This is a genomic window from Lignipirellula cremea (assembly GCF_056501455.1).
In genome coordinates this window covers 4,956,233-4,978,640 of record NZ_CM151415.1, presented here as the reverse complement: position 1 = coordinate 4,978,640, position 22,408 = coordinate 4,956,233, and the positions used below count along the sequence as shown (strand labels likewise).

Annotated in this window: 16 protein-coding genes and 1 tRNA gene; 9 read left to right on the top strand and 8 right to left on the bottom strand. The window is 64.7% G+C overall.

From position 1 onward, the window contains the following. The first annotated feature begins 256 nt into the window (after positions 1 to 256). Positions 257 to 2,326 carry a PAS domain-containing hybrid sensor histidine kinase/response regulator gene (locus SH602x_RS19335; RefSeq protein ID WP_479473869.1) on the top strand — a complete coding sequence of 690 codons (2,070 nt, stop codon included), beginning with the start codon at positions 257 to 259 and terminating at the stop codon, positions 2,324 to 2,326. Between the two features lie 35 nt (positions 2,327 to 2,361). On the opposite strand, the gene SH602x_RS19330 is transcribed toward SH602x_RS19335, so the two are convergent. Then, positions 2,362 to 2,697, bottom strand: a complete 336-nt coding sequence (locus SH602x_RS19330) for an Hpt domain-containing protein (protein ID WP_479473868.1) — start codon at positions 2,695 to 2,697, stop codon at positions 2,362 to 2,364. Between the two features lie 53 nt (positions 2,698 to 2,750). Beyond that, the gene (locus tag SH602x_RS19325) at positions 2,751 to 3,236 is read right to left on the bottom strand and encodes a response regulator (RefSeq protein WP_479473867.1); all 486 of its coding nucleotides are present in this window, start codon (positions 3,234 to 3,236) and stop codon (positions 2,751 to 2,753) included. Between the two features lie 453 nt (positions 3,237 to 3,689). Here SH602x_RS19325 and SH602x_RS19320 point away from each other — a divergent pair, with 453 nt between their 5' ends. The 3 genes from SH602x_RS19320 (at position 3,690) to dps (ending at position 4,821) form a co-directional block, all read left to right on the top strand. After that, the gene (locus SH602x_RS19320; protein WP_479473866.1) at positions 3,690 to 3,941 is read left to right on the top strand and encodes a hypothetical protein; all 252 of its coding nucleotides are present in this window, start codon (positions 3,690 to 3,692) and stop codon (positions 3,939 to 3,941) included. Between the two features lie 90 nt (positions 3,942 to 4,031). Next, a complete protein-coding gene (locus SH602x_RS19315) occupies positions 4,032 to 4,187 on the top strand; it encodes a DUF3309 family protein (protein ID WP_479471423.1) in 156 nt (51 codons plus the stop codon). Between the two features lie 130 nt (positions 4,188 to 4,317). Further along, positions 4,318 to 4,821: a DNA starvation/stationary phase protection protein Dps gene (gene dps / locus SH602x_RS19310; protein WP_479473865.1), complete on the top strand. Its 504-nt coding sequence runs from the start codon at positions 4,318 to 4,320 to the stop codon at positions 4,819 to 4,821. 210 nt (positions 4,822 to 5,031) lie between these two features. Here dps and rfbD read toward each other — a convergent pair whose 3' ends face one another. Together rfbD and SH602x_RS19300 are read right to left on the bottom strand one after the other, a co-directional pair. Next, on the bottom strand, positions 5,032 to 5,898 hold the full coding sequence (gene rfbD / locus SH602x_RS19305; RefSeq protein WP_479473863.1) for a dTDP-4-dehydrorhamnose reductase: 867 nt from the start codon (positions 5,896 to 5,898) through the stop codon (positions 5,032 to 5,034). A gap of 160 nt (positions 5,899 to 6,058) precedes the next feature. Continuing rightward, positions 6,059 to 8,152 (bottom strand): response regulator, encoded by a 2,094-nt coding sequence (locus SH602x_RS19300; RefSeq protein ID WP_479473862.1) that lies wholly within the window; start codon positions 8,150 to 8,152, stop codon positions 6,059 to 6,061. A 526-nt stretch (positions 8,153 to 8,678) separates the two neighbouring features. Here SH602x_RS19300 and SH602x_RS19295 point away from each other — a divergent pair. Continuing rightward, positions 8,679 to 9,362 (top strand): hypothetical protein, encoded by a 684-nt coding sequence (locus tag SH602x_RS19295; protein WP_479473861.1) that lies wholly within the window; start codon positions 8,679 to 8,681, stop codon positions 9,360 to 9,362. Positions 9,363 to 9,400: 38 nt separating this feature from the next. Here SH602x_RS19295 and SH602x_RS19290 read toward each other — a convergent pair whose 3' ends face one another. Beyond that, positions 9,401 to 10,768: a transposase gene (locus tag SH602x_RS19290; RefSeq protein ID WP_479472661.1), complete on the bottom strand. Its 1,368-nt coding sequence runs from the start codon at positions 10,766 to 10,768 to the stop codon at positions 9,401 to 9,403. Positions 10,769 to 11,153: 385 nt separating this feature from the next. Further along, a tRNA-Met gene (locus SH602x_RS19285) sits at positions 11,154 to 11,227 on the bottom strand. A 257-nt stretch (positions 11,228 to 11,484) separates the two neighbouring features. Here SH602x_RS19285 and SH602x_RS19280 point away from each other — a divergent pair. From SH602x_RS19280 to dapF, 3 genes are all read left to right on the top strand, one after another. Then, the gene (locus SH602x_RS19280; protein ID WP_479473860.1) at positions 11,485 to 12,834 is read left to right on the top strand and encodes an ArnT family glycosyltransferase; all 1,350 of its coding nucleotides are present in this window, start codon (positions 11,485 to 11,487) and stop codon (positions 12,832 to 12,834) included. A gap of 42 nt (positions 12,835 to 12,876) precedes the next feature. Beyond that, the gene (locus SH602x_RS19275; RefSeq protein WP_479473859.1) at positions 12,877 to 16,374 is read left to right on the top strand and encodes a hypothetical protein; all 3,498 of its coding nucleotides are present in this window, start codon (positions 12,877 to 12,879) and stop codon (positions 16,372 to 16,374) included. A gap of 226 nt (positions 16,375 to 16,600) precedes the next feature. Continuing rightward, on the top strand, positions 16,601 to 17,440 hold the full coding sequence (dapF, locus tag SH602x_RS19270; RefSeq protein ID WP_479477118.1) for a diaminopimelate epimerase: 840 nt from the start codon (positions 16,601 to 16,603) through the stop codon (positions 17,438 to 17,440). A 119-nt stretch (positions 17,441 to 17,559) separates the two neighbouring features. Here the strand turns inward: dapF and SH602x_RS19265 are convergent, their stop codons facing one another. Further along, a complete protein-coding gene (locus SH602x_RS19265) occupies positions 17,560 to 20,040 on the bottom strand; it encodes an HYR domain-containing protein (RefSeq protein WP_479473858.1) in 2,481 nt (826 codons plus the stop codon). Positions 20,041 to 20,485: 445 nt separating this feature from the next. Between SH602x_RS19265 and SH602x_RS19260 the strand changes: the two genes are divergently transcribed. Next, on the top strand, positions 20,486 to 21,256 hold the full coding sequence (locus SH602x_RS19260) for a lysophospholipid acyltransferase family protein (protein WP_479473857.1): 771 nt from the start codon (positions 20,486 to 20,488) through the stop codon (positions 21,254 to 21,256). A 94-nt stretch (positions 21,257 to 21,350) separates the two neighbouring features. Here the strand turns inward: SH602x_RS19260 and SH602x_RS19255 are convergent, their stop codons facing one another. Next, the gene (locus SH602x_RS19255; protein ID WP_479473856.1) at positions 21,351 to 22,355 is read right to left on the bottom strand and encodes a DUF1559 family PulG-like putative transporter; all 1,005 of its coding nucleotides are present in this window, start codon (positions 22,353 to 22,355) and stop codon (positions 21,351 to 21,353) included. Positions 22,356 to 22,408: the final 53 nt, after the last annotated feature.

Below are 22,408 nucleotides of genomic sequence, written 5' to 3'. Positions count from 1 at the left end.
CCCGCGTCATTGCTCTCGGCATGACGACGTACGCGTCTCCTTCGGCCCCTTACCTCGTCGCACAGCGCGGTTGGTTCCCGACGGGATTCCGGCTTTACGGTAGGGGCCTTCTGGGCTCTACTCAGGGCGGCTGATCGTCGGCTTCGCCAAGCCGCGGTTCGCCTTTTTCGACTTCGCGATTCCGTCGTCCGTCCGCTTCGCGCTCGTGCGTTAGAAGTACGATTTCGCCGCTGTCGCGCCGTTGCGCACGGTCTCGATGCTGCGTTCACTCTTTGACACGACCGGCTTTCCGGCGCGATGGTACTGCGGGCCGACCTGGCAGGCCGAGCCGTTCTGGGGCTGGCTGCACATCGTCTCGGACTTTGGGACGTTCGGCGCCTACACGGCGATTCCCGTCGTCCTGCTCTTCTTCATTCTCAGGAAGCGCCAGGACATCCCGTTTCCGCGGCTGTTCTTGCTGTTCGGGGCGTTCATCTTCGCCTGCGGCGCGACTCACTTAGTCGAGTCGCTGATCTTCTGGTACCCGATCTACCGCTTCTCGGGCGTGCTGAAGCTGGCGACGGCGGTGATTTCCTGGGCGACGGTCATCGCGCTCATCAGGATCGTGCCGGTCGCCCTCAAACTGCGAGGTCCCGCGGATCTCGAAGAAGAGGTCAGCCGGCGTACGCAGCAGTACGAGGAACTCGCCGAAAGCTTCCGGCAGGAGGCCTTCCTGCGCGAACGCTTCGCCCGATCGCTCGTCGAGAACGAAGAGCGCCTCCGCATGGTGCTCCATGTGGCCGAGATCGGCTGCTGGGATTGGGATCTCGAGAGCGGCGCGGTCAGGCTGGATCTGAACCAGGTTCACCTCTCCGGTATCGGCGCCGAAACCGGCGTCGTGCAGGCCGAGGAATTTCTCTCGCGGGTTCATGCGGACGACGCCGATGCGGTTCGCCGCGCGGTCGACGATTCGATTCGAGACAACGTCCCTTACGCCTGCGAGTTCCGGTTCGTCCGACCCGACGGAAGGATCGTCTGGCTCTCGGGTCGCGGCGGCATCGTCGTCGATGATTCCGGTCGCCGTCGCATCGCCGGCGTCAACATCGACATCACGGCGCGAAAGCGGACTGAACTCGAACTGATGGAGGCGCGGCGACAGGCCGAAGGGGCGAATCTGGCCAAGACGCAGTTCGTGGCGAACATGAGCCACGAGATCCGCACGCCGCTGACGGCGATCCTGGGGTGCGCCGACTTGCTCGTCCGCGACTCGACGGACGACGACTCCCGCGAAATGGCGGAGATGATCCGCAACCAGGGGCAACTGCTGCTCGGCATCCTGAACGACGTGCTCGACGTCTCCAAGATGGAAGCCGGCAAGCTCGACATCAAGAAGATCGACGTCTCCCTGCCTCCCCTGCTGGCCGACGTCCGATCGCTCATGGAGCCGAGCGCCTCGGAAAAAGGGCTGTCGTTCAAGGCGCGGTTCATTTCGCCCGTTCCGCCGACGATCCTCACCGATCCGCTGAGGATGCGTCAGATCCTGCTCAACCTCGTGAGCAACGCCGTGAAGTTCACGCAGCGGGGCGAGGTGCGGATGGAGTGCGGGTACGAACCCGACGTCGCCCGCGGAGGCGGAAGCCTGTTCGTGCGAGTGGTCGATACGGGGCCCGGCGTACCGCACGATCGGGTCGAGTCGATTTTCGAACCCTTTACCCAGGTCGAGGGCAAGGCGGAGACGAACGTCTCCGGGACCGGTCTCGGCCTGACGATTTGTCGTCGCCTGGCGCAGATGCTCGACGGCGAGATCGACGTCACGACGGAGGTTGGCGTCGGGAGCGAGTTCGAGTTGCGCCTGCGACTCTCGTCGCCGGCGGAACTGGAAGTCCTCAGTCTCGACGCGATCCAGACCGACGCGACGCCCGATGCGGACGCCTCAGGAGAAGCGTCCCTGGCGAACGCTCGCGTCCTCATCGCGGAAGACACTCGCAGCATCCAGGTGCTGCTGCGGCGAATGTTGCAGGATCGGGTCGCGAAGATCGAGGTCGTCGGCGACGGCGAAGCGGCGCTCGCCGAATACGATCGGGCGCTGCGCAGCGGCGATCCGTACGATCTGGTGCTGATGGATATGCAGATGCCGCTGCTCGACGGCTACGAAGCGACGAGGCGACTGCGCGAGGCAGGGATCGAAACGCCCGTCATCGCGCTGACGGCCAGCGCCATGTCGGGCGATCGCGACAACTGCCAGCGGGCCGGCTGCAACAGCTACCTGACCAAGCCGGTCGACCGGCGCGAACTGCTCGCCGAACTGAGTCGCTGGAATCGGGCGGTCCGACCTGCTGGGTCGTGACCCGACGGCCGTCAGACGGATTCTCGCTTCTGCCGTCAGCGTGACGGGAAGGCCTCGCGCAGTCCTGCGTTGAGCCGAGCCACCTCTCGCTCCAGTTCATCGACGGCCGGCGGCAACTCCGACAGCCTCGACGCCTCCGCGAGCTTCTCGACGGCGAAGGCGGCCGCCATCGTGCGCTGCGCGCCGAAGTTCGACGATAGTCCCTTCAGGCTATGCGCGGCACGTCGAACTTCCTGGCTCTGCGATGGATCGGCGTGCCCTGCTCGAACGACGCCAAGCAGCGCTTCGGCGTCCTCGAAGAACATCTCCGCCAATTCGCGCAGGAGTTCCTCGTCGCCGCCCAGTCGCTGCATCGCTTCGCGCAGGTTCATGACCTGATCTCCTGCGATGAGCGGCGTTCGGTCGGCGCGGTCGGTCGGCTGCGTCATCGTTCGTATTCGCGCTGGCGGCAAGCGGCTGTACGTCGGCAAGCGGCGTCCACGACGGCCCGCAGAGCCCTCGCATCGAACGGCTTGGGAAGGAAGGCGGTCATCCCGGCAGCCGCGAACCGGCTCCGATCGCCTGGCTCGTTTCTCGCCGAGATTCCGATGATCGGTACCGAAGGCGGAGTGCCTCCGAGACGGGGTCGCCCGGATCGGATGATCGAGGTCGCCGTCACGCCATCCATGTTCGGCATTTCGACGTCCATCAGTATCAGATCGTAACGACGCTCCCGAGCCAGCGCTACCGCGCGCTCTCCGTCCTCGGCTGCTGAAACGTCGAACCCTCCGCCGCCGAGCACACGCACCAGAAAGAGCCGATTCGAAGGGTTGTCTTCGACGACCAGAACCCGAAAGTCGGACGCGTTACGGCATCCGCCGCACGTCGTATCGAGATGCGACCCGCGGTCGGATTGCCACTGATTCCTCATGATCCTCACCCGCTCTCCGATCGGCGGAGGCCGTCCATGTCGGCTTCGTCATCGCGGTGCGTCGGTTCGCTCCGTTTTGATTCCGCATTCGTCGTCGATGCGTATCGCATGCGGCGGACGATCGTGCGAAGTCGTTCTTGAAGAACGCTAGGGGGGTACTAACGCAACCCTCATACCTATCGGAGCGGGCTTCGTCCATTCGCCCGTGAAAAGAGCGTTGAGATTTCGATTCGATGCCGAAGTCAGGCGAACGCTGGCACGATGCCCGTCCTGAAGCCTGGACCCCGGCTCGGAATCGTCCTGGTTGGAGCCGAATAAGGCGATGGGTCGCTTCGGAGGCCGATCTGCGCTTTCGGCACGGAATGTGCGACCTCTCTAGCACAGCAATGGCGAGACCGTATCGCCTGGCGAAGCGCTTCGCTCGCTTTCAGTTCCCTTGAATAGAGGCAGACGATGCGCACGTTCGTCGTATTCCTGCTCGCAGTCGTGGTCGTCGCCGTCGCGCTCGCCGCATTCGGCTGGATCTACTTCTATAACGACGGCGAACGAATGGGCGTGGGGGTCAACCGCAACGAAGTCGTGGAGGAGTCGCAGGGTATCGCCGACTCCGTCGCTGAGTCCGTGTCGAGCGTCGGTAGCGAACTCGACGACGTCGTCGGGCGTAACCGCGCCGAGAGCGCCCCGGTCGTCGATTCGGACCGTTAACGCATTGCAGTTTCGTGAACCTTCCGCTCGAGCCCTCCGGAACGTCGGAGCGGCCGCGCATCCCCTGACGCTGGCATTGGAGAGACAACCATGGGCATTATCGAGATTCTGGCGATCGTTCTTCTGGTGATGCTGCTTCTCGGCGCTTTGCCGGCGTGGCCTCACAGCAGGAACTGGGGCGTCGCCCCGGTCGGCGGGCTGGCCTTCATCCTGCTGCTGGTCATCCTCCTGGTGATCATCTTCTAGCGACGAGACGACATAGACGGCGTCTGGACGATTCGCGGAATCGACTTCACGATCCGTCGTGCCTGTCTCAAGAGGTTTCTACAATGGCTGAGTCGAGTAACTTCTCGTCTCAGCGGATGAAAGGGTACGAATGAGCTCGCGAATCGAAGAATCCCTGCACAAGATGCCTCTGCGACGAAAGCTGCTGCCTGCCGGCGACGGCGAAGCCGTGGCCGAGGCGATGCAACGATCGCTGGTCGAACTGATCGACCTCTCGCTCCAGGGAAAGCAGGCCCACTGGAACCTGCACGGCCCGAACTTCCGCTCCGTTCATCTGCAACTCGACGAGATCATCGACAGCTTGCGGAACGGCAGCGACGAAGTCGCGGAGAGGATCGTCACGATCGGTTTCACGCCGGATGGTCGGGCCTCGACCGTGGCGGAGCACTCCGCCCTGGACCAGTTCCCCGAAGGCGCTCTGACGGTGGAAGATGCGATCCACTTCATCTCGGATCGACTCGCCGGCGTGATCACGCGACTTCGGGAAGCGATCGGCCAGGTGGACGAACGCGATCCGGTCTCCGGCGATCTGCTGATCGGCCTGACGCGAGAGCTTGAAAAGCATCTCTGGATGCTGCAGGCCCAGGAAAGCTGAGGCGTCGACCCGGGCGCGTCGCACGCATTCGCATGAACCTGCGAGAGCGAGCGGCTGTCCTGTTTCGTGAAAATCAACTGGCCTCTCGAACGACGAAGCCAGATTCCATAGAAGACTCCCTCGCTTGCGAGGGAGCCTTTTTTCGTAGGCCGCATCGCCGGGTTGCGAACGAGCGTCGATCGAAATTCGCGCGCGAGCAGGTCGACCTCTCTAAGCTTCGACCGCCGGGCTCTTGCGCGCCATCAGATACGCCGCGAGGGCTTCCTGCCAGTACGGAAGCGGCGAACCGCCGAGGCCCTCGTACAGGCTGCAATCCAGGACGCTATATGCCGGACGCGGCGCCGGCGCTCCGAACTGGGCGCTGGTGATCGCTTCGACGGAGACCTGCATTCCGGACTGACGAAAGATTTCGTTCGCGAAGTCGAACCACGTGACGGAGCCGCGGTTCGTGACGTTGACGATCCCCTTCGCTTCTTCGTCGAGCAGATGCACGATCCCGCTTGCGACGTCGGCGACGTAACTGGGGGTGCAGGTCTGATCGTCGACGACACGAAGGTGCCGGCCTTCGCCTCCGAGCCGAAGCATCGTCTCGACGAAGTTCGCTTTCCTGGGCGTGACTCCGTAGAGACCGCAGGTGCGGATCACGATCGACCGCGGCGCCTGCAATGCTGCCTGTTCGCCCGCCACCTTCGATCGCGCGTAAACCCCGTCCGGCGCTATCGGGTCGATTTCGCGTTGCGGCTCGCGACGCTCGCTGCGGCAGTACACATAGTCGGTGCTGATCTGCACGAGCGGGATATCGAGTCGCGAACAGGCTTCCGCCATCGCCGCCGGCGACTCGGCGTTCGTACGGAAGCAGAGCTCGGCTTCCTGCTCCGCCTTGTCGACTGCGACGTACGCGCCGCAATTGATGATCGCATCGGGTCGCAGGGCCTCTACCGCCGCGCCGATCGCTTCAGGCTGATCAAGCGGCATAATCGATCGGTCGACGGGCAGGGCGCGCGGCCCCAGCAGATTGCACAGGGCGCTTCCGAGTTGACCCTTCGGACCGGTGACGGCGATGCGGCGAAACTTCATGAGCGTCGGCTTCTGAATCAGGATTCCGGCGAACGTGCCTTCTGCACGAGCGAATCGACTGCGGAACTCTAGCTTCCGAATGCGGACCCGATGGGGCGACCCATTCGAGGGGCCGAAGTCGCCTTCGCGAGCCTTTCGCCGAATCGTCGCGAACCGCGGGTCATTCCTCGCGTTGCAGCGACTTGATCGCGCCCATGAGTTTTTCGGGCGAGGCGTCCTTGAGCACGTACCGCGAGGCGCCTGCCGCGAACATCGCGTCGATGACTCCCTCCTCCTCGTGCAGCGACAGGCCGATCACGCGGATCTCCGGATGTCTCGACGTCAGACGACGCGTCGCCTCGATCCCGCCGATGCCGGGCATGTCGACGTCCATCAGCACCACGTGCGGCGCGAGTTGCGAGACGTTTTCCAGCGCCTCTTCGCCTGAAGCGGCCTCGCCGACGACATCGACGTCGAAGCGACTGGTCAGCAGCGCCCGCACGCCCTTGCGGACGATGCGATGATCGTCGACGAGCAGCACGCGGAGGCGCCCCGGAGGGAGCGACGCCTCCTCGAACTCCTCTTCGACCGTCCCTTCGCCGATCGGGCGATCGATGACGAACGATTCGGAGGGCACCGTGATCGACGCGTGCGTTCCCTGTCCGGGCGCGGACGCGATGACGAACTTGCCGCCGACCGTGTCGATGCGTTCGCGAATCTGGAACAGCCCGTAGGAGTCTCGCGACTCTTCCGCTTTGGCCGGATCGAAGCCGCAGCCGGCGTCGATGACTTCCAGCAGGATCTCGCCGTCGCCGATGCTCGTGCGGACGCGGGCGGTCGAAACGCCGGCGTGCTTGATCACGTTCAGCAGCAGTTCGCGAGTCGATTGAAACAGCAAGTTTCTCAGCTCTTCGTCGTCGGGTTCCGCCGCGGGATCCGCATCCACGTGAGCGAGGAAGCTGTGCTGCTCCTTCATTCGGCCGGCCAGCCACCGCAGCGCCGCAGCCAATCCCTGGTCGTACAGGATCGGCGGAGATAGTTCGATCGAAAGCGAGCGCGTCGCCTCCAGCGCCTCGAGCAGCAGTTCGTCGATCCGGTCGAGTTCTTCCTGCCGCGCCCGTTCGGACTGCGCTCGCACCAGGCCGATCTGCATCTTGGCGCCGACGAGCAGTTGCTGGACGTGATCGTGCAACAGCTCCGCCAGGCGTCGCCGCTCCCGATCCTCCGCACGGACCAGCTCGGCCGCGAGGGCGCGGAGCTGGTTGCTTCGGCGTTCGGCCAAGACCGTTCGTTCGGCGACCCGACGTTCGAGGTTCTCATTCAACTCGCGCAGCCGGGCTTCGGCCCGCGCGCGCTCGACGGCGTCCCAGGTGCGCTCCGCCGTTTCCTTGGCGAGGTTGATTTCGTCTTCGGTCCAGACTCGCGGCGTCGACTGCTGCACGACGATCATCGCGACAGGCTTTCCCTCTTTCAGCAGAGGCACGTCCAGCGTCGATGCCACTTCGACCGCCTGAAATCGAGCGCGTTGCGTCTCGTCCAGGTAGGGCGACGTCGTCGCGTCCGGAATGACGATGATTCCGCCCGATTGCAGCGCCGCGTGGACCTCTTCGCCGTAGTCCTTCAAGCGATAACGTCCCGGGACCTGCGGCACGCCGTCGACGTAACCTTCCCCGACTTCGACTTCGTCGCGCCCGACGAACTCCGCGTAGAAGACGCGACTGGCGCTGAGATGCCGCCCCAGAACCTCCGAGGCTTTCCGAACGGCCGCAGCGGCGTCGACGCTCTCTCGCAGGCGATCGCTCAAGTCGACCCGGAAGGCGTCCGCTCGTGCGGCATGTCGAAGCGAACGCGACGCCCGTCGCCAACGGCCCCGGAAGCGTTTCCACTCCGTGCGATCGCGAACCGTCTTCACGTAGCCGCGCAGTGCGCCGTCAGCATCGAAGCACGGCAAGGTCGCTCCGCTTGCCCAGAAGCGACTCCCGTTCCGGCGCCGATGCCAGCGATCGTCCGAGCTTCGCCCCGTTCGGCGAGCGACGTCTGCCTCCTGGCTCGCCGCTCCGCAAGCGACGTCCTGATCGGTGAACAGGAGCGAAACGTCCCGGCCCAGGATTTCGTCGGGAAGATACCCGAACAGACGCGCGGCGTTCTCCGGCCAAACCGTGATGCGAAGTTCAGCATCCAGAGCGAACGCGGCCAGATCGTCCGCTTCTTCCGTCAGATGCTGACGCAGATCCTCTTGGCTGACGTGCCACAACGGCGCCGGGCGCTCATTCATGGCGGGTTCGCCCGAGAGCGGATTCGAGGACTCGCGTCACGAAGAGGGGCGGAGCGACGGCCTGAAGCGGCGATCGAACTGAAGCATTGGCAGACGAAGGCACAGGACGACGATGAACGACGACAGAGGCTGTTTTCATGCGTCTATTGTTCGCAGATGCCGGGCTCCGTGCGAAGGGCCGTCGGCAAAACCCGGATTCGTCCGGTAGCAGGCATATCAGGCGCTCGTGAGGTATCCTTTCATCGACAGGCGCTGCATGCGGAGCCGTTCGCCGCCAGCGTGCGAACCTCCAAGAAGCAAAGGGCGCCGGTTGTAGGAAATGGGCGTAGCGCCCCTTTTAGGGGGGGCGCAATTGAATCGTTTGCATGTTCGGCAGTCGATCCCGGGCAGGGAGCTTGGCATGGATACCGACGAATCGGTACGCGTTCTGGTCATCGGCAACAGCCATGCCGCTGCCATCGATTCCGCTTCCTCGCAAAGACGATCGCAAGATCGAATGGAAGGGCTTGAGGTTCGATTCGTCGTCGTGAACTCACCTGAGTGGTACCCGCCGGTCATCGAGGGGCGATTCTCCGACACGATCTTGGCGGAATTCGAACGAGAAGGTCTCCACCTGGTCGTCTCGACGTTCGGAGGGAACGATCACAACGCCCTCGGACTCGTGAACTACCCGGGGAAGAAGTTCGACTTCGTGCTTCCCGAGGCGGCGTGGCTGCCTTTGCAGACCGATGCGGAGGTTCTCCCTGCCGCCCTCGTCGAGGCCGCGCTGCGGCGGCGCTTGGAATCGACTCTTGATTTGATCCGATTGCTTCGGAGCACGACGGAACTCCCGGTCGTGCATCTGGAATCTCCCCCGCCGATACCCTCCGAAGAGCATATCCGCACGTATCCCTACGGTTTCGACGACTTGATCGCGGAGCATGGCGTGGCGCCCGCGTCGCTACGGTACAAGCTGTGGCGTTTGCACTCGTCGATCATTCGCGAGACCTGCGACGAGTTGCGGATCCGCTTCGTCCCGACGCCGAAGGCGATGCAGGACGCCGACGGGATGCTCGTGCCGGAGGCATGGAACCCTGATCCGAGCCACGCGAACGAGGTTTACGGCGAGCGGCTCTACCGTCAGTTGCTCGCGGTGGTCGCGCGACGTTTCGCTGAACTCGATGAAACTACCGAGTCGAATCCGACGTCCGACCGGACGACACTGGTCTAGCAGTCCGTTGATTTCCCTGTTCGCGAGAGCCTGAGCGTTCAAAAGGTCGCTGAGCGTCGAGGCATCAGGAGCGGGAGCCGGACGGCGACCGAGATGCTTAAGATCGCTCGATGCGATCCGACGGCGAAATCAGCGAAGCTGGAGAGCCCAAACGCGGCGGAAAGCGCTGCTCCCAGTTCTCCGAACTGTTTCGGCTTACCGGCGCCGAGGAGTTGGCGCAGGATCCGTCCCAAGTTGTAAGCGACGGCGGCGACGAGGTAGCGCTTGCGGATCTTGGCCAGCCCGCGAAGCCAGGTTCTCCTGCCGCCGCCCGTTTCGAGCACGTGCGCGAACGTCCGCTCGACCTTCTCGCTTCGTAGACGCTGCAGCCTGCGACCGCGACGTCCGCGCGCGTTCCGGCGATTGCGACGATAGGCCGCCTGACGACTCGGCGGCTTGCGTTTTCGCTTCCGAGACTTCGCTCGCTTCGGCTGCGGAATATACGTCCGCACGTGCGTCTCGTGCTGCAGCCGGTCGAGCGACTCTTCGCTGTGATAGCCCTTGTCCGCCGCGACCTCTTCCACGTCGCAGCCCGTGCCCGCCTCGCGCAGGTTCGTTCGCGCGGCGTTCACGGTATCTTCGATCGTCCGGCAGTCGCCGGCGGTCCCTTCGTAGACTTCCGCCGCGACGATCACGTCCGTCTCCAGATCGACGGCGTGTTCGACCTTGTACTTGAGATGCGTGCGACCGTCCTTCATCTTCCCGATCCGAGCGTCGGGATCGTGCGGATTGACCCACTCGTCGTTGGAGACCTTCTTGTCCTTCCGCTTCCTGTCGAAGCGGCGCAGCTCCTCGTCGTCCGGGTCGCTTACGCCCGTTTCGGCTTCGTAGAGCTTGCGAACGTACTCCTGCCAGTCGTCGCCGTTCTCCCGGCGGACGATCGACTTCATCGAAGCGTTCGCTTCGAGATCGCTGGCGTCGACGCCGAGCGTTTTGCCCTTGAGCAGACCCTTCTCGTGGCAGAGGCCGAGAACCAGGTCGAACGCGAGCTGATGGATCTCCAGCGGCAGCCGGTTTCGCGTCAGCGTGAGCGTCGAATGGTCCGGCGTCTCCTCGCCGGGACCGAAGCCCAGGAAACGGGCCAGCGAGCGACTGTCGTCGCAGCGCCAGGCGATGCCGCGCTGGCTGTCGATCCCCTCGAAGTAACCGATGAACAGCATCCGGAAGTAGACGCCCGGCGCCAGGCTCTTTCGCCCCGTCGTTTCGTAGTACGGAGCGGCCGCCTCTTCGAGCCGTCCGTCGAATTCGATCTCGGCCAGCAGCCCGTTCAGACGGTCGTAGAAGACGTTTCGCGGACCGCTCCCCAGCTTGTCCGTCGGAACCCAGAACGTCCCCTGCGTCTCCCGCTTCCGCTTGCCCAAGCCCATCGCGATTCCTCCCCCGCGTCGAGATCACGCGAGGATAGCGCAGGCAGGGCGAAAATCAACGGGCTGCTAGGCGTCCTTTCGGTTGGTGACGCTTCGCGATCGCTACCGTCCACGATGGTTCTGCGACCCGCCCCGCGTGGTCGAGCCCTGCCCCATCGAGAACACCCGGGCGGACCCATCCAAGTTCTCGCGATCCGGCGCCGGATATGACGCCGCGATTCGATCCGCTTCGGGCCCTGCACGCGCCGTGGCCGTCGGAGCGGCGCAAGTAGAGCCAGGTCGATCGTCTCGCGAACGCCGGTCTCTTTGCAAAGGCACGAAAAAACCCGCCGGTAGGTTAACCAGCGGGTTCGTCGTAAACTGAGCTGAAGCAAGCTCTTGCAAGTAGCGGCGCAGGGATTCGAACCCCGGACACGCGGATTATGATTCCGCTGCTCTAACCAACTGAGCTACGCCGCCGCAGGACGAGTATTTATGCCGCATGCCGCCGCGACGGTCAAGGCGGCGAAATCGACTGCCGCAGCGCGGTTTTCTGTCGAAGTCCGCTCGCGAAAATCGGGTCGGACGGGGCTTGGACCGGCGTGGCGGAGTCGCGGTTCGCTCTCGGCAGGGTAAAGTTGGGCGCCGACTACGCTTCGGGCGGCGGAGGGACGGCGCGATCGGCGCGTCGAAACTTGCGTTCCGCCCTGCCCTCGCCCGCTCAGGAACCTGCCGAAATGGAGTCGCGCGTCTCGCGAAGCTTTCTCGTGGCGACGCTGCTGATCCTGGCTCTGTCGACAGGCGTGCGGTTCGTCGCGGCGAGTTTCTGGGAGAGTCGGCTGCCTGCCGGTCAACGTTTCGGATGGGGCGACTCCGACAGTTATTGGACGCTTGGAGAATCGATTTACGAGGGCCGTCCGTATCGATACGGCGGAACCCGTATATTCCGGACCCCCGGTTATCCCCTTCTGATCGCGACTGCCTTCGCGGCCTGGGGAGGCGAACCGCCCGTCTGGTTCGTCCGGGCGATCGGCGTCTTCGTCGGCACGCTCACGGTCGCGGCGACGATGGCGCTGGCCGCGAGGTTTTTTTCGCAGCCGGTCGTCCTCGGCTCCGGCCTGATCGCGGCTCTGCTTCCCGACGCTGCGGGTATGAGCGTCTTCATTCTGTCGGAGGGGCTGTTCTGTCTCTTCATGACGATGCAGCTTTGGGCGCTCGTGACCGCAGGACAGGCGTCCGAACGGAGTCGGATCATGCTTTACTCGGCTCTGGCAGGCGGGTTCGCTGCGGCGGCGATCCTGACGCGTCCCAGTTGGCTCCTGTTCCCCCTGTTCGCGATCGTCGTCGCCCTGCTCGTGCTGACTCGGCGGCGTCAGGTCGCGGTCGTACAGGGCGCGGCGCTGATCGTGATGGTTCTCGCGCTGACGCCGTGGTGGGCCCGAAACTATTCCGTCTCCGGGCGATTCGTCCCCACGACGTTTCAGATCGGAGCGTCGCTCTACGACGGATGGCGACCGGGCGCCGACGGAGCGAGCGACATGCGGTTCGTCGCGCCGATGTCGGCGAAGTTTCGCAGCGAACGCCCGGACTTGGCCGGAACGCCGGAGGAGGAGGCCGAATTCGATCGCTACCTGCGCGACGCAGCGATCGAATGGGCGGCGAAGAACCCGGCTGAGGCGGCGCGGCTCGCGCTTGTCAAGTTCGGGCGAATGTGGTCTCCCCTGCCCAATGCCCAGGAGATGCGAAGCCCCGCGATCCAGATCGCCATGCTCGCGACCTACGTTCCGCTGATGATCGGAGCGGCGGGCGGAGCCTGGACGTTTCTGCGACGGCGACGGGATCTTATCTGGCTGCTTGCCCCCGCCGCGTATTTCTCCCTGCTTCACCTGGTTTTCGTCAGTTCGATACGCTATCGAGGACCCGTGCTGCCGCTCTTGGGGATTTTGGCCGTCGCATGGTACTTTAGCTTCCGAATCTCGAAGGATTCCCTGCTTGCGACGAGCGTTCGACGGGATCCGGACGAGGCTAGCGAGAGCGAACGCCCGGCGGAAGGATCTGCCGGCGAACTCTCGACGAGAAGCGAGTAAGCGAACGAGCCGGTCCGCCGGCCAGGGAAAGGATTCCCGAACTTGACCCGCGAACGCGTGGAACCCGATTCCTCCGCGCCGCGAAAGATCGCCGTCGACCTTAGCTGGGGCGCGATCTTTCGTCAGTACGCTATGTTCGCGCTGCTCGGTCTGGGGATCGTCGGCGGCAGCCTCTACGTGGTCTACCAGCGGATCGACGACGAGCTTCGAAGTCGCCTCGAACGATCGCTGCAGGAACACTACGGCCCGCGCGGATTTCAGGTCCGCGTCCGCGACGTGGTCTGGCAGGAGGGCGTCGGGTTCGAGATCCACGATCTCGCGATCCTCGATCCGCAGTCGCGCCCCATGGAACTGCTGCACGTCGAGGAGGTCCGCATTCCGTGCGACCGTCGACTGCAGGAGTTGCTGACCGAGGATTGGTCGCCGACCCAGATCGTGCTCAAGCGACCGAAGATGGCGCTCGTCGCCACGGCCGGACAGCGACCGCGAGCGATGGATCTCTTCCCGCTTCCGCCCATGCGTCCGGGCGGCGCGTTCCCCAGCGTGACGGTCGAATCGGGCGAGATCGCATGGATCGACGCGAACGAGCCCACGGTCCGACTGTTCGAGTCTCGTTCGATCTTCGGCACCATCACGCCCCTCGTGCCCGCCGCGGAGCAGGCCGTCCCTGACGCTCGTAATCCGAAGGCGCCCGTCCCGGTTCCGACCGCGTTCGACCTCCGATTCGTCGGCAGGGCGGACCGGATGGAACGCGTGCAGGTGACCGGTCTGGTCAGCAAGGATCTCTCCGACTGGTCGATGACCGTCGATCTGCATCGTCTGCACGCGACGCCGGAGTGGTTCGCCCTCGCCCGGGCGGGAGGATTCGACGTTCCCTTCGCTCCGCCGAAGTTCCGCGGCGAGGCGACGATCCGGCTGACCGCGAATCAGAAGCAGCCCCTCGCTATCGTCGATACGCAGGAAGGCGCTCTCGAAACCTCGCCGATTCCCTTCGACGTCGCGGGAGCGAACGCGTTCGACGGTCCCGTCTCCCCCGAAACGAACGTCACGCCGGTCGAAGTCGCCGCCGCGCGGGCGAAGCGGTTACCGCCGAGGGGGCCCGCTTCGTCGAAGCCCGCCTCCTGGCTCTCCGCCCTGCCCTGCCAGTTGTCGATCTCCGGCGAGTTCGTCGACTTCGAGGTCGAAGACCCGCGGCTCATCTATCCGATCCGCGACGCCCGGGGATCGTTTCTCGTCGATGACACGGGCCTTTCCGTCACGAGCGCCTCGGGACGCTGGGGCGCCGGATCGATCTGGATGCAAGGTTCCGTCGCTGACCCGCTGGCCGATCCGCACGTCACCGGAAAGGTGAAGCTTCGCGACGTCGCGCTCGATGCGGACCTGGCGCAGCGACTTCCTGCTTCGGCGGCGGAAGCCTATTCCGAGTACGCACCCGTCGGGAAGATTCACGCCGATTTCGGTCTCGACTATGCCCGAGGCGTCTGGTCGGGCGAAGCGGTCGTGCAGGCGGCGGGCGTGACGATCACGCCGCGAGAGTTTCCCTACCCCATTCAAGAGACGGTCGGCACGCTGCGGTGGAAGCCCCAGTCGCTCGAGGTGCAACTCGTCGGCAAAGCGGCGGGGCAAGAGGTGCGGATCGAAGGTTCGATGGTCGACCCGCTCCAGCGGGGACCCGGTCGGATCGCGATACGTACCGAGCGACCGGTGCCGATCGACGAGCGACTGATGACGGCCGCGGCGTCCGCCAATCCTCAGGCGGCGGCGTTTTTGAGTCAGGTACAGTTGCAAGGAACCGTCGCGGCGGAGGGCGCGCTCATCCGCGAGCGGGCAGGCGAGCCGGCGCGGTTGCAGCTTGCCCTGACGCTGGCCGAGGGATCGTTCCGTCATCGCAACGTCCCCTATCCGCTCGACGACGTGCAGGGAACGTTCCGGCTGGAGGAACGCCGCTGGAGCTTCGAACGCGTCGCCGGTCGCTACGGCACGGCGCTCGTGATCGCGGACGGCTGGGTGCAGACGGACCCTGCCCTGGGCCGACGCATGAGTCTCAAGGCGGTCGGGTCCGACGTGCCGATCGACGAATCGTTCCTGCAGTCGCTCCAGGGTTCGGCTCGCACGACCTGCCGGGAGATGCAACTCCGGGGCACGCTCGATCAGGCATCGGTCGAGTGGTCGTACGATTTCGATTCGCGGCAGTCCGACTTCGCGCTGCGAGCCTGGAAGTGGCGGCTGCCTCCTGAGCGTGCGACGGGCGGCGATATCTCGTTGCAGCCGGGCTGTTTCCCGTATCTCTTCGAGAACGTGACGGGCGAACTGCTCTACCAGGACGGACGGCTCAGCCTGACGAAACTCCGCGGCAAGCATGGCGAAGAGACCTGGACCGGCGACGTGACGTGGGAACGCCTGTCCGAGGGAGGCTGGACCTTCGCGCTGGCGAATCTCGGGGTCGATCGTTTGCAGATTCACGATCAACTGCGGCAAGCGTTGCCGGCGGACGCCTCTCGATTCTTCGTCGATCGCGACGTGCAGGGAACGTTCGCCGTTCGCGGCGGTTTGCGGGTGACGCGTCCGACGGAGCGCGATCCGGTCGCGACCGACTGGGACGTCGCGATCGACGTCGAACGCGGATCGTTCGGGTCGACCTTCCCGCTTCAGCATCTGCACGGCGAGGTGCAACTCGCCGGACGCATGGACGTGCAAGGCTTTCGCAGTCGGGGCGAGTTGCGGATCGATTCGGCCATGTTCCGCGACTACCAGATCACGAGCCTCAGCGGGCCGGTCGCCGTCGACTCGAAGCAGGTGCTGATCGGCGCCTGGGCCGAGCCGCGACTCGTCGATCGTGCGCCCCGTTCGCTGACAGGCACGCTGTTCGGCGGCAAGGTCGAATGCGACTGCCAGATACAACTCGACGAGGCCAAGTCGTTCACCGTGCAGATGCGTCTGAACGACGGCGATCTGACGTCGCTTGCGCAGAACGCGGCGTCGGGTTATCAGGAGATCTCGGGCAAGATCGACGCGCTGCTGAACCTGACGGGTTCAGGCGAGGGTGCGCACACGATGCGCGGATCGGGCTTCGTGCGGTTGAACGACGCGCGAATCTACGAGGCGCCGCTGGTCACCACCCTGCTCAAGAGCCTGCCGGGGAAGAGCCCCGAGACGCCGCTGTTTCAGACGACGGACATCGATTTTCGCGTGCAGGGGTCGCACGTCTATCTCGACCGGTGCAACTTCCACGGCGACGCGATCACGTTGAAGGGCCAGGGCGAAATCGGTTTCGACCGATCGATCTCGCTCGACTTTTACGCGGTCGCGGGGAAGGACAAGCTGCAGATCCCGGTCATCACGCCGGCGCTCGGCATCGCCAGTCGGCAGATTCTGCAGATTCACGTCGACGGCACGCTCGACAGCCCCGTCGTCGAGAACAAGCCGCTTCCCGTGCTGAAAGAGACCCTCGATCAGGTCTTCCCGGAGGCGAAGCCGCAGCCCGAGGTCGCCCGACTTCCCAGCCCGCTGAAGTGGCTGCAGGATGCGACGCGGTACTGAGGCGAAGGGGCTTTCCTCTTGTAGGGCTGGCGCCCTCGCCTGCCAGGAGAGCTTCTACCCGCTGCGATGGCAGGCGAAGGCGCCAGCCCTACGAAACGCTTTCGCCGCGCGAACGTTCTCCGGGCGCCGCTTGTCCCTGCGTTGGCCCGCGCTGCGACGGCGAATACAATTCCCGCTCGTCCGTTCGGGAAGGTCGTCTCTGGCAGGAGCTTGTCCGTTGCGTTTCGTGAAGATGCATGGCATCGGGAATGATTACGTCTACGTGAACCTGTTTCGCGAGACGCTGCCGATGCCGCCGGAGCAGCTCGCTCCGCTCGTCGCCGATCGGCACAAGGGGATCGGCGGCGACGGGCTGATCCTGATCGGCCCCTCGGAGAAGGCCGACGCACGGATGCGGATGTTCAACGCCGACGGCTCCGAGTCGGAGATGTGCGGCAACGGCCTGCGGTGCGTGGCGAAGTTCGTCTACGACCACGGCATCGCGAAGAAGCCGGCGCTCTCGCTCGAGACGGGGGCGGGCGTGCTCGACGTCACGCTCGAGACCGAAGGCGATCTCGTTCGCCGGGTGACGGTCAATATGGGCCAGCCGCGGCTGGAGCCCGCTCGCGTTCCGACGACGCTCGCGGCGACGAAGGACGGCGCCGTGGTGGATGCCCAATTCGAGATCGACGGGCGCACGTTCGCCGTGACCTGCGTCTCGATGGGAAACCCGCACTGCGTGATCTTCGTCGAGGAAGCGACCGACGAACTGGTGCTCGGCGTCGGGCCGAAGATCGAACGCGACCCGCGGTTCCCCGCCCGCGTCAACGTCGAGTTCGTCGAGGTCGTATCGCGCAGCGAAGTCCGGCAACGGACCTGGGAGCGCGGCTCGGGCGAGACGCTGGCGTGCGGAACCGGAGCGTCCGCGGTCTGCGTCGCCGGCGTGCTGACCGGACGCACCGACGGCAAGATTCTCAATCACCTGCTCGGCGGCGATCTGGAACTTCGCTGGGACGGCGGCGATGCGCCCGTCTGGAAGACCGGTCCCGCCGAGGAGGTTTTCGAGGGGGTCTGGAATCCGCGCTGATCGGAATGGCCGAGGCGCTCACCTCAGCGTTCGACGGGCAGCATTCGACGGGCCTGAAACGAAAAAGGGCAGGCGATCATCGCCTGCCCTTTTCGCTTGAAGATCGCGTCGTTATCCGATCAGTAGTCGTACAGATCGGCCTGCGCCGCCTGCACTCCGCGAGCGGCTTCGACGGCTGCTTGCAGAGCGTTTTCGTCCCCGCTTTCGGCGTAAGCCCGAATCAGCTCGTTCGTCGCCCGTTCGCCGTAGAGCGTCTGGTAGTAACGAAGCTCGGCGTAGGACGCGAGCCCGTCGACCTCCGTCTGACCCTCTTCCCATCGGACGAACTCGCCGGCGGCGAGACCGAAGCCGTCGGCCGTGGCCGCGTAGTGATACCCGGCCATGCTCGCCTCGCCGGTCGATCCGGCCCCGACGCTTCCGGCGGCGGAGGACGCAGCTTTCGCGAAGGCTTCGTTCGCCTCGGCGCCTCGCGGACGTCGCTTGCCGTTCTTCAGTCGGACGGTCACTCGCACCGTGTCAGTGTGCCGCGCGCCCGCTTCGTCGATGACGGTCAACTTCACGTTGGTGACGCCGACCTTGAACGTCCCTTGCGGGGCCTTCGCCTTCTTGCTGTTGAACTTCACGCCGCGGCCGGACCAGAGATACTTCAGGCTGTGGCCGTCCGGATCGCTGGATCGCGAAGCGTTCAGTTTCACCTTGGCGCCCTTCTCGGACTTGGTGTTGACGATGATATTTCGACCTGCGTTGGCGGTCGGTCGACGATTCACCACCGTCACCCGGGTCGTCGCCTGTCCGACGTTGCCCGCTTCGTCGGTCGCGGTCCAGGTGACCAGCGTCGTTCCGACCGGGTAGCGCGGACGCGCGTTGCTCTTCAGGACGACCTTACCGACGTCGCTGGCGTTGTCGAAGACCTGCGGCTGGGGCAGATTGATCGTGGCGAAGGTCTCGCCGCGATCGACTCCCTTCGACACGGCGGCGCTGGCGAGTAGCTGGGGCGCCTCGAGATCCCTGACGACGATCTGCTGCGTCGCGGAACTCTCGTTGCCCGAGAAGTCCCGGACGGTCCAGGTGACCGTATAGGTTCCGATCGGCAGGATGTTCGGCGCGTCGTTCTGCAGTACCGGCGCCCCGTCGCACGCCTCGTTCACCTGCGGTTTGGGAATGTTGATCTTCGTCGCATAGTCGAGGCCCGGATCGGTCGGCACGATCTGCGTCGGCGCGACGGTGACGATCGGATCGGTCGTGTCCTGAACCGTGACCGTCGTCGCCTGCTGCTGGATCGGCGACTGGTAGTCGGTCACCTGCACCGCGACATTGGTCACGCCGTGCGGAAAGTCGTACTGAAACGTCGCCGTCCCCGGGGCCTGGTTCCCCACGGTTTGCACGGGGATTCCGTTGACGAACCATTCGACCTTCAGCCGATCGCCGTCGCCGTCCGTGACCGCCGTTTCGAGCGTCACCAGATTATGTTCCCCGGTGCACTCGATCGTCTTCGCGGCGATCGGAGCGACCGTCGGCACGATGTTGGGAAGCGGCAGATAGGCGCGGAAAGATCCCAGGTTGCCGACGCCGACGATGACCCGCCCGTCGCGGGAGCATCCATGGGCCACGCTAAGCCTGGTCCACCCGGTCATGTCCGCGCCGTAAGCCATCAAATAATCGCGCAGGACGTGCGGTCCGTTCTCGTCCCAGATCATCGCGTCGGGCCAGAGAGAGCCGACGGCGACGCGACCGTTATGCGAGACGTCGAAGACTTCCGACTCGAAAATCGAACCCATGTCGTCGAGTTGCGTCCAGGCGCCGTCCTTCCAAAGCGAGGCGCGGCGACTGTTCAGGTTTTGTCCCGTGTACCCGCCGACGACCCTGCCGTCGTCCGAAACCGCGTTCGCATGCGAGACGCCGAACTGTCCGTCGTACGTGCCCAGATCGACGAGCCCGGTCTCCGCCGTCCAGCGGAATGCGTGGCGGTCGGTGGTCTGCTCTCGATGGGTGCCGACGATCACCTTGCCGTCCGCGGAAACGCCGTACGCGCCGCTCTGGTCGGCAAGGTCCGCGCCCACGTTGAGATCGGTCGCGGACGACCCGTTCCACCTCACCGCGCGCGGCGTGAAGACGCCGTTCCGAATCATTTCGAGTCGACCGACGATGATCGTGCCGTCATCGGAAATGTCGTGAGCTTCGCTTTCTCCGTCATGCAATCCAGGCGGAACCAGCGAGACCATCGTTCCTCCCGTCGGGCCGCCGGGCGTCCAGCGGAAAGCGTGTTCGTGCGCGAATGACGTCTTGTCGGTGCGCCCCACCACGATGTTGCCGTCGGCGGAGACGGCCCGCGAGAAGCTGTTCTCGAAGAAGTCGTCGAGCGATCCCATATAGACGGAAGAAGCCGGCGGACCGATTGACCACCGGTAGCCTTGATTCGACGAGGTATCCGCTCGCGGAGCCTCGCCGACGACGTGTTCGCCGCCGCTGGAAACGCCGTAAGCGCTGCCCGCTTGAACGTTGATGATCTGGGCGCCCTGACCCGCGGCGAGAGCCGCACAGCCGAGCGATCCGATCGCGACGAGCATCGCGAGCGCACCGTCATCGCGTCGAAAGGACATGGAAGGCTTTCCTGGACGAGGGAGCGAATCGGAAGAACGGATAAGGCAGGCGTTTCGGGCCGGTGTACGGAGCGACACTCACGGCAGCCGCCAAACTAAACGGCGTGATGCCTTTTCGCAACATAGACCGAATGCGATTCGTTCGCTTTTGACGATTCTTGGAGCGGAAAATCAAGCGATAAACCAGCTTTCGCCGTGCATTCCCTGCCCGCGGGGGGCGACGCGACGGTGGCGGGCGCTTCCGCAGTTCGTCGCCCGGATGGGTTTGCTCTGACGACCGGACTTGGAGTAGATAGCAGTCTCTGAGGGAGCGTCTTGCCGGTGCGCGCGTCGAGGCCCCCCTTTCCTGCCCCTGCGAACGGAGTCGCGATCGATGGCCTTCCGCTTACGACCGGCCGGACATGCTGGCCTAGGCTCGTTGTCTGGGCTGGCGATCTCCAGCTTCGTGACTCGCTGGATGGAGACGCTCGACTACAAGGGTCTCTTCTTCGATCCTGACGTCGACCCCGCGTCGCCCGAATTTCAGGGGCCGGCGATCTACGTCTTCTGGCACGAGTACATCCCGTTCCTGTTCTATCTCCGCGGTCACTGCAAGATCGCGATGCTGCTCAGCAAGCATCAGGACGCGGAATGGCTCTCCCAGGCGGCTCGGCATATGGGCTTCTCGATCGTTCGCGGTTCCTCGAAACGCGGCGGCGATGCGGCGCTGCGCGAACTGATGCGGAGGGGCCGGACCGAGAACCTGGCGATCACGCCTGACGGTCCCCGCGGACCTCGGCGACGGCTGGCTTCCGGCGCGATCTACGTCTCGTCGGCGCTTCAGATCCCGATCGTTCCGGTGGGGCTGGGATACGATTCGCCGCGGCGACTGCCGACCTGGGACCGCTTCGCCGTTCCTCGTCCGGGTAGCCGCGCTCGCGCGGTGCTCGGCCCCGCGCTCCAGATCCCGACCGACCTCGATCGAGACGGCATCGAGTCCTACCGCCGACTGGTCGAATCCTGGCTGACGTGGGCTTCCGACGAGGCCGAAGCCTGGGCCGAGTCGGGACGTTCCTACCTGAATCAGGTCGCCGCCGAACGGAAGCCCGCGGCGCCTCGCGTCTCGGCGGCCTCCGCATTCCAGCTTGAGTACCCTTCGATGGAGATGCTCCCCGATCCGGCGAGCGAAGCGACGCGCCGGGAGCGACGCGGCGATCGCGTTCGGATCGCAGCGTAACGATCCGCGGCACGCGACCAATGCACGAAAAAAAGGGCGCTCCCTGAGGAGCGCCCTTTCTCGATTCGTTTCGTCCGTCCCGACCTCTGGCGAACTACGGCAGTTGCAGAGCGCGACCTTCGTTTCGACCGCCGGCAGCTTGGTACGTCAGCAGGTCGACCGTCTCCGCGACGCCCTTCACCGAACCGTCGCCCATGACGTGCATGGCGATGCCGGGGTGGCGGCTGCGAGCCGGGAAGACGCCGTCGCGGTCGGCACATTCGCCGAAGCCGGCGCCGATGGCGGCGGATCGATACTTCCAATTCGGCGGGGCGACCGTGTTCATGACGCCCATCATCGAGTTGCTGCCCGACCAGCTACGACCGCATCGGCTGTAGGCGTCCTGGCTCTTGGGATCGACCCCGTCGGCCTGAAGACCGAACGCGTCCACCTCGGCCTGAGTGGGCAGGATCTGATTTCCGCTGAACGCTCCGAGAGCGACGATGTCGGAGTCGCTGACGGACTGCGTCACTGCGTCGCCCTTGAGGATCTCGGCGGCCAGGATCGTGTTCGAGGAGCCGTCGAAGGCGTCCGCGAAACCGAGTTCCTGATTCCGGGAGAACATCCCCTGCGAACTTTGCGGGACCGTGTAGAAGTTGACCGTCGGACCCGCGTTGACCGCGTAGTTCAAACCCGGGTAGTTCGCTTCGACGTAACGCCGATCCGAGGGGCAGTTGAACGAGCTGATCACGGTCCTGACGACCGGGTTGTTCGTCACGTCGTTGTGCGGACGGTTGAACACGTACTGATCGAACAGCGTCGACTGTTCGATGAAGGGCAGGATCATCACGAACGGACCAGGACTCTGATAAGCGCTGATTCCGGTCTGCGTGTATTGAAACCGCGGGAACTTCTTATGAACGTCGTGATAGTTGTGAAAGGCGATGCCGATCTGCTTCAGGTTGTTGCTGCACGACATGCGGTTGGCAGCTTCGCGAGCGGCCTGAACCGCCGGCAGCAGCAACGCCACGAGGACGCCGATAATGGCGATCACCACCAAAAGCTCGACCAGCGTGAACGCAGATCGGCGCGTGCCGCGACCGAGAATGGGAGAGGACATCCAGGGGCTCCGAAAACTGATAGAAAGAAGGCGGGAGGGGACGTTCGCGCCCT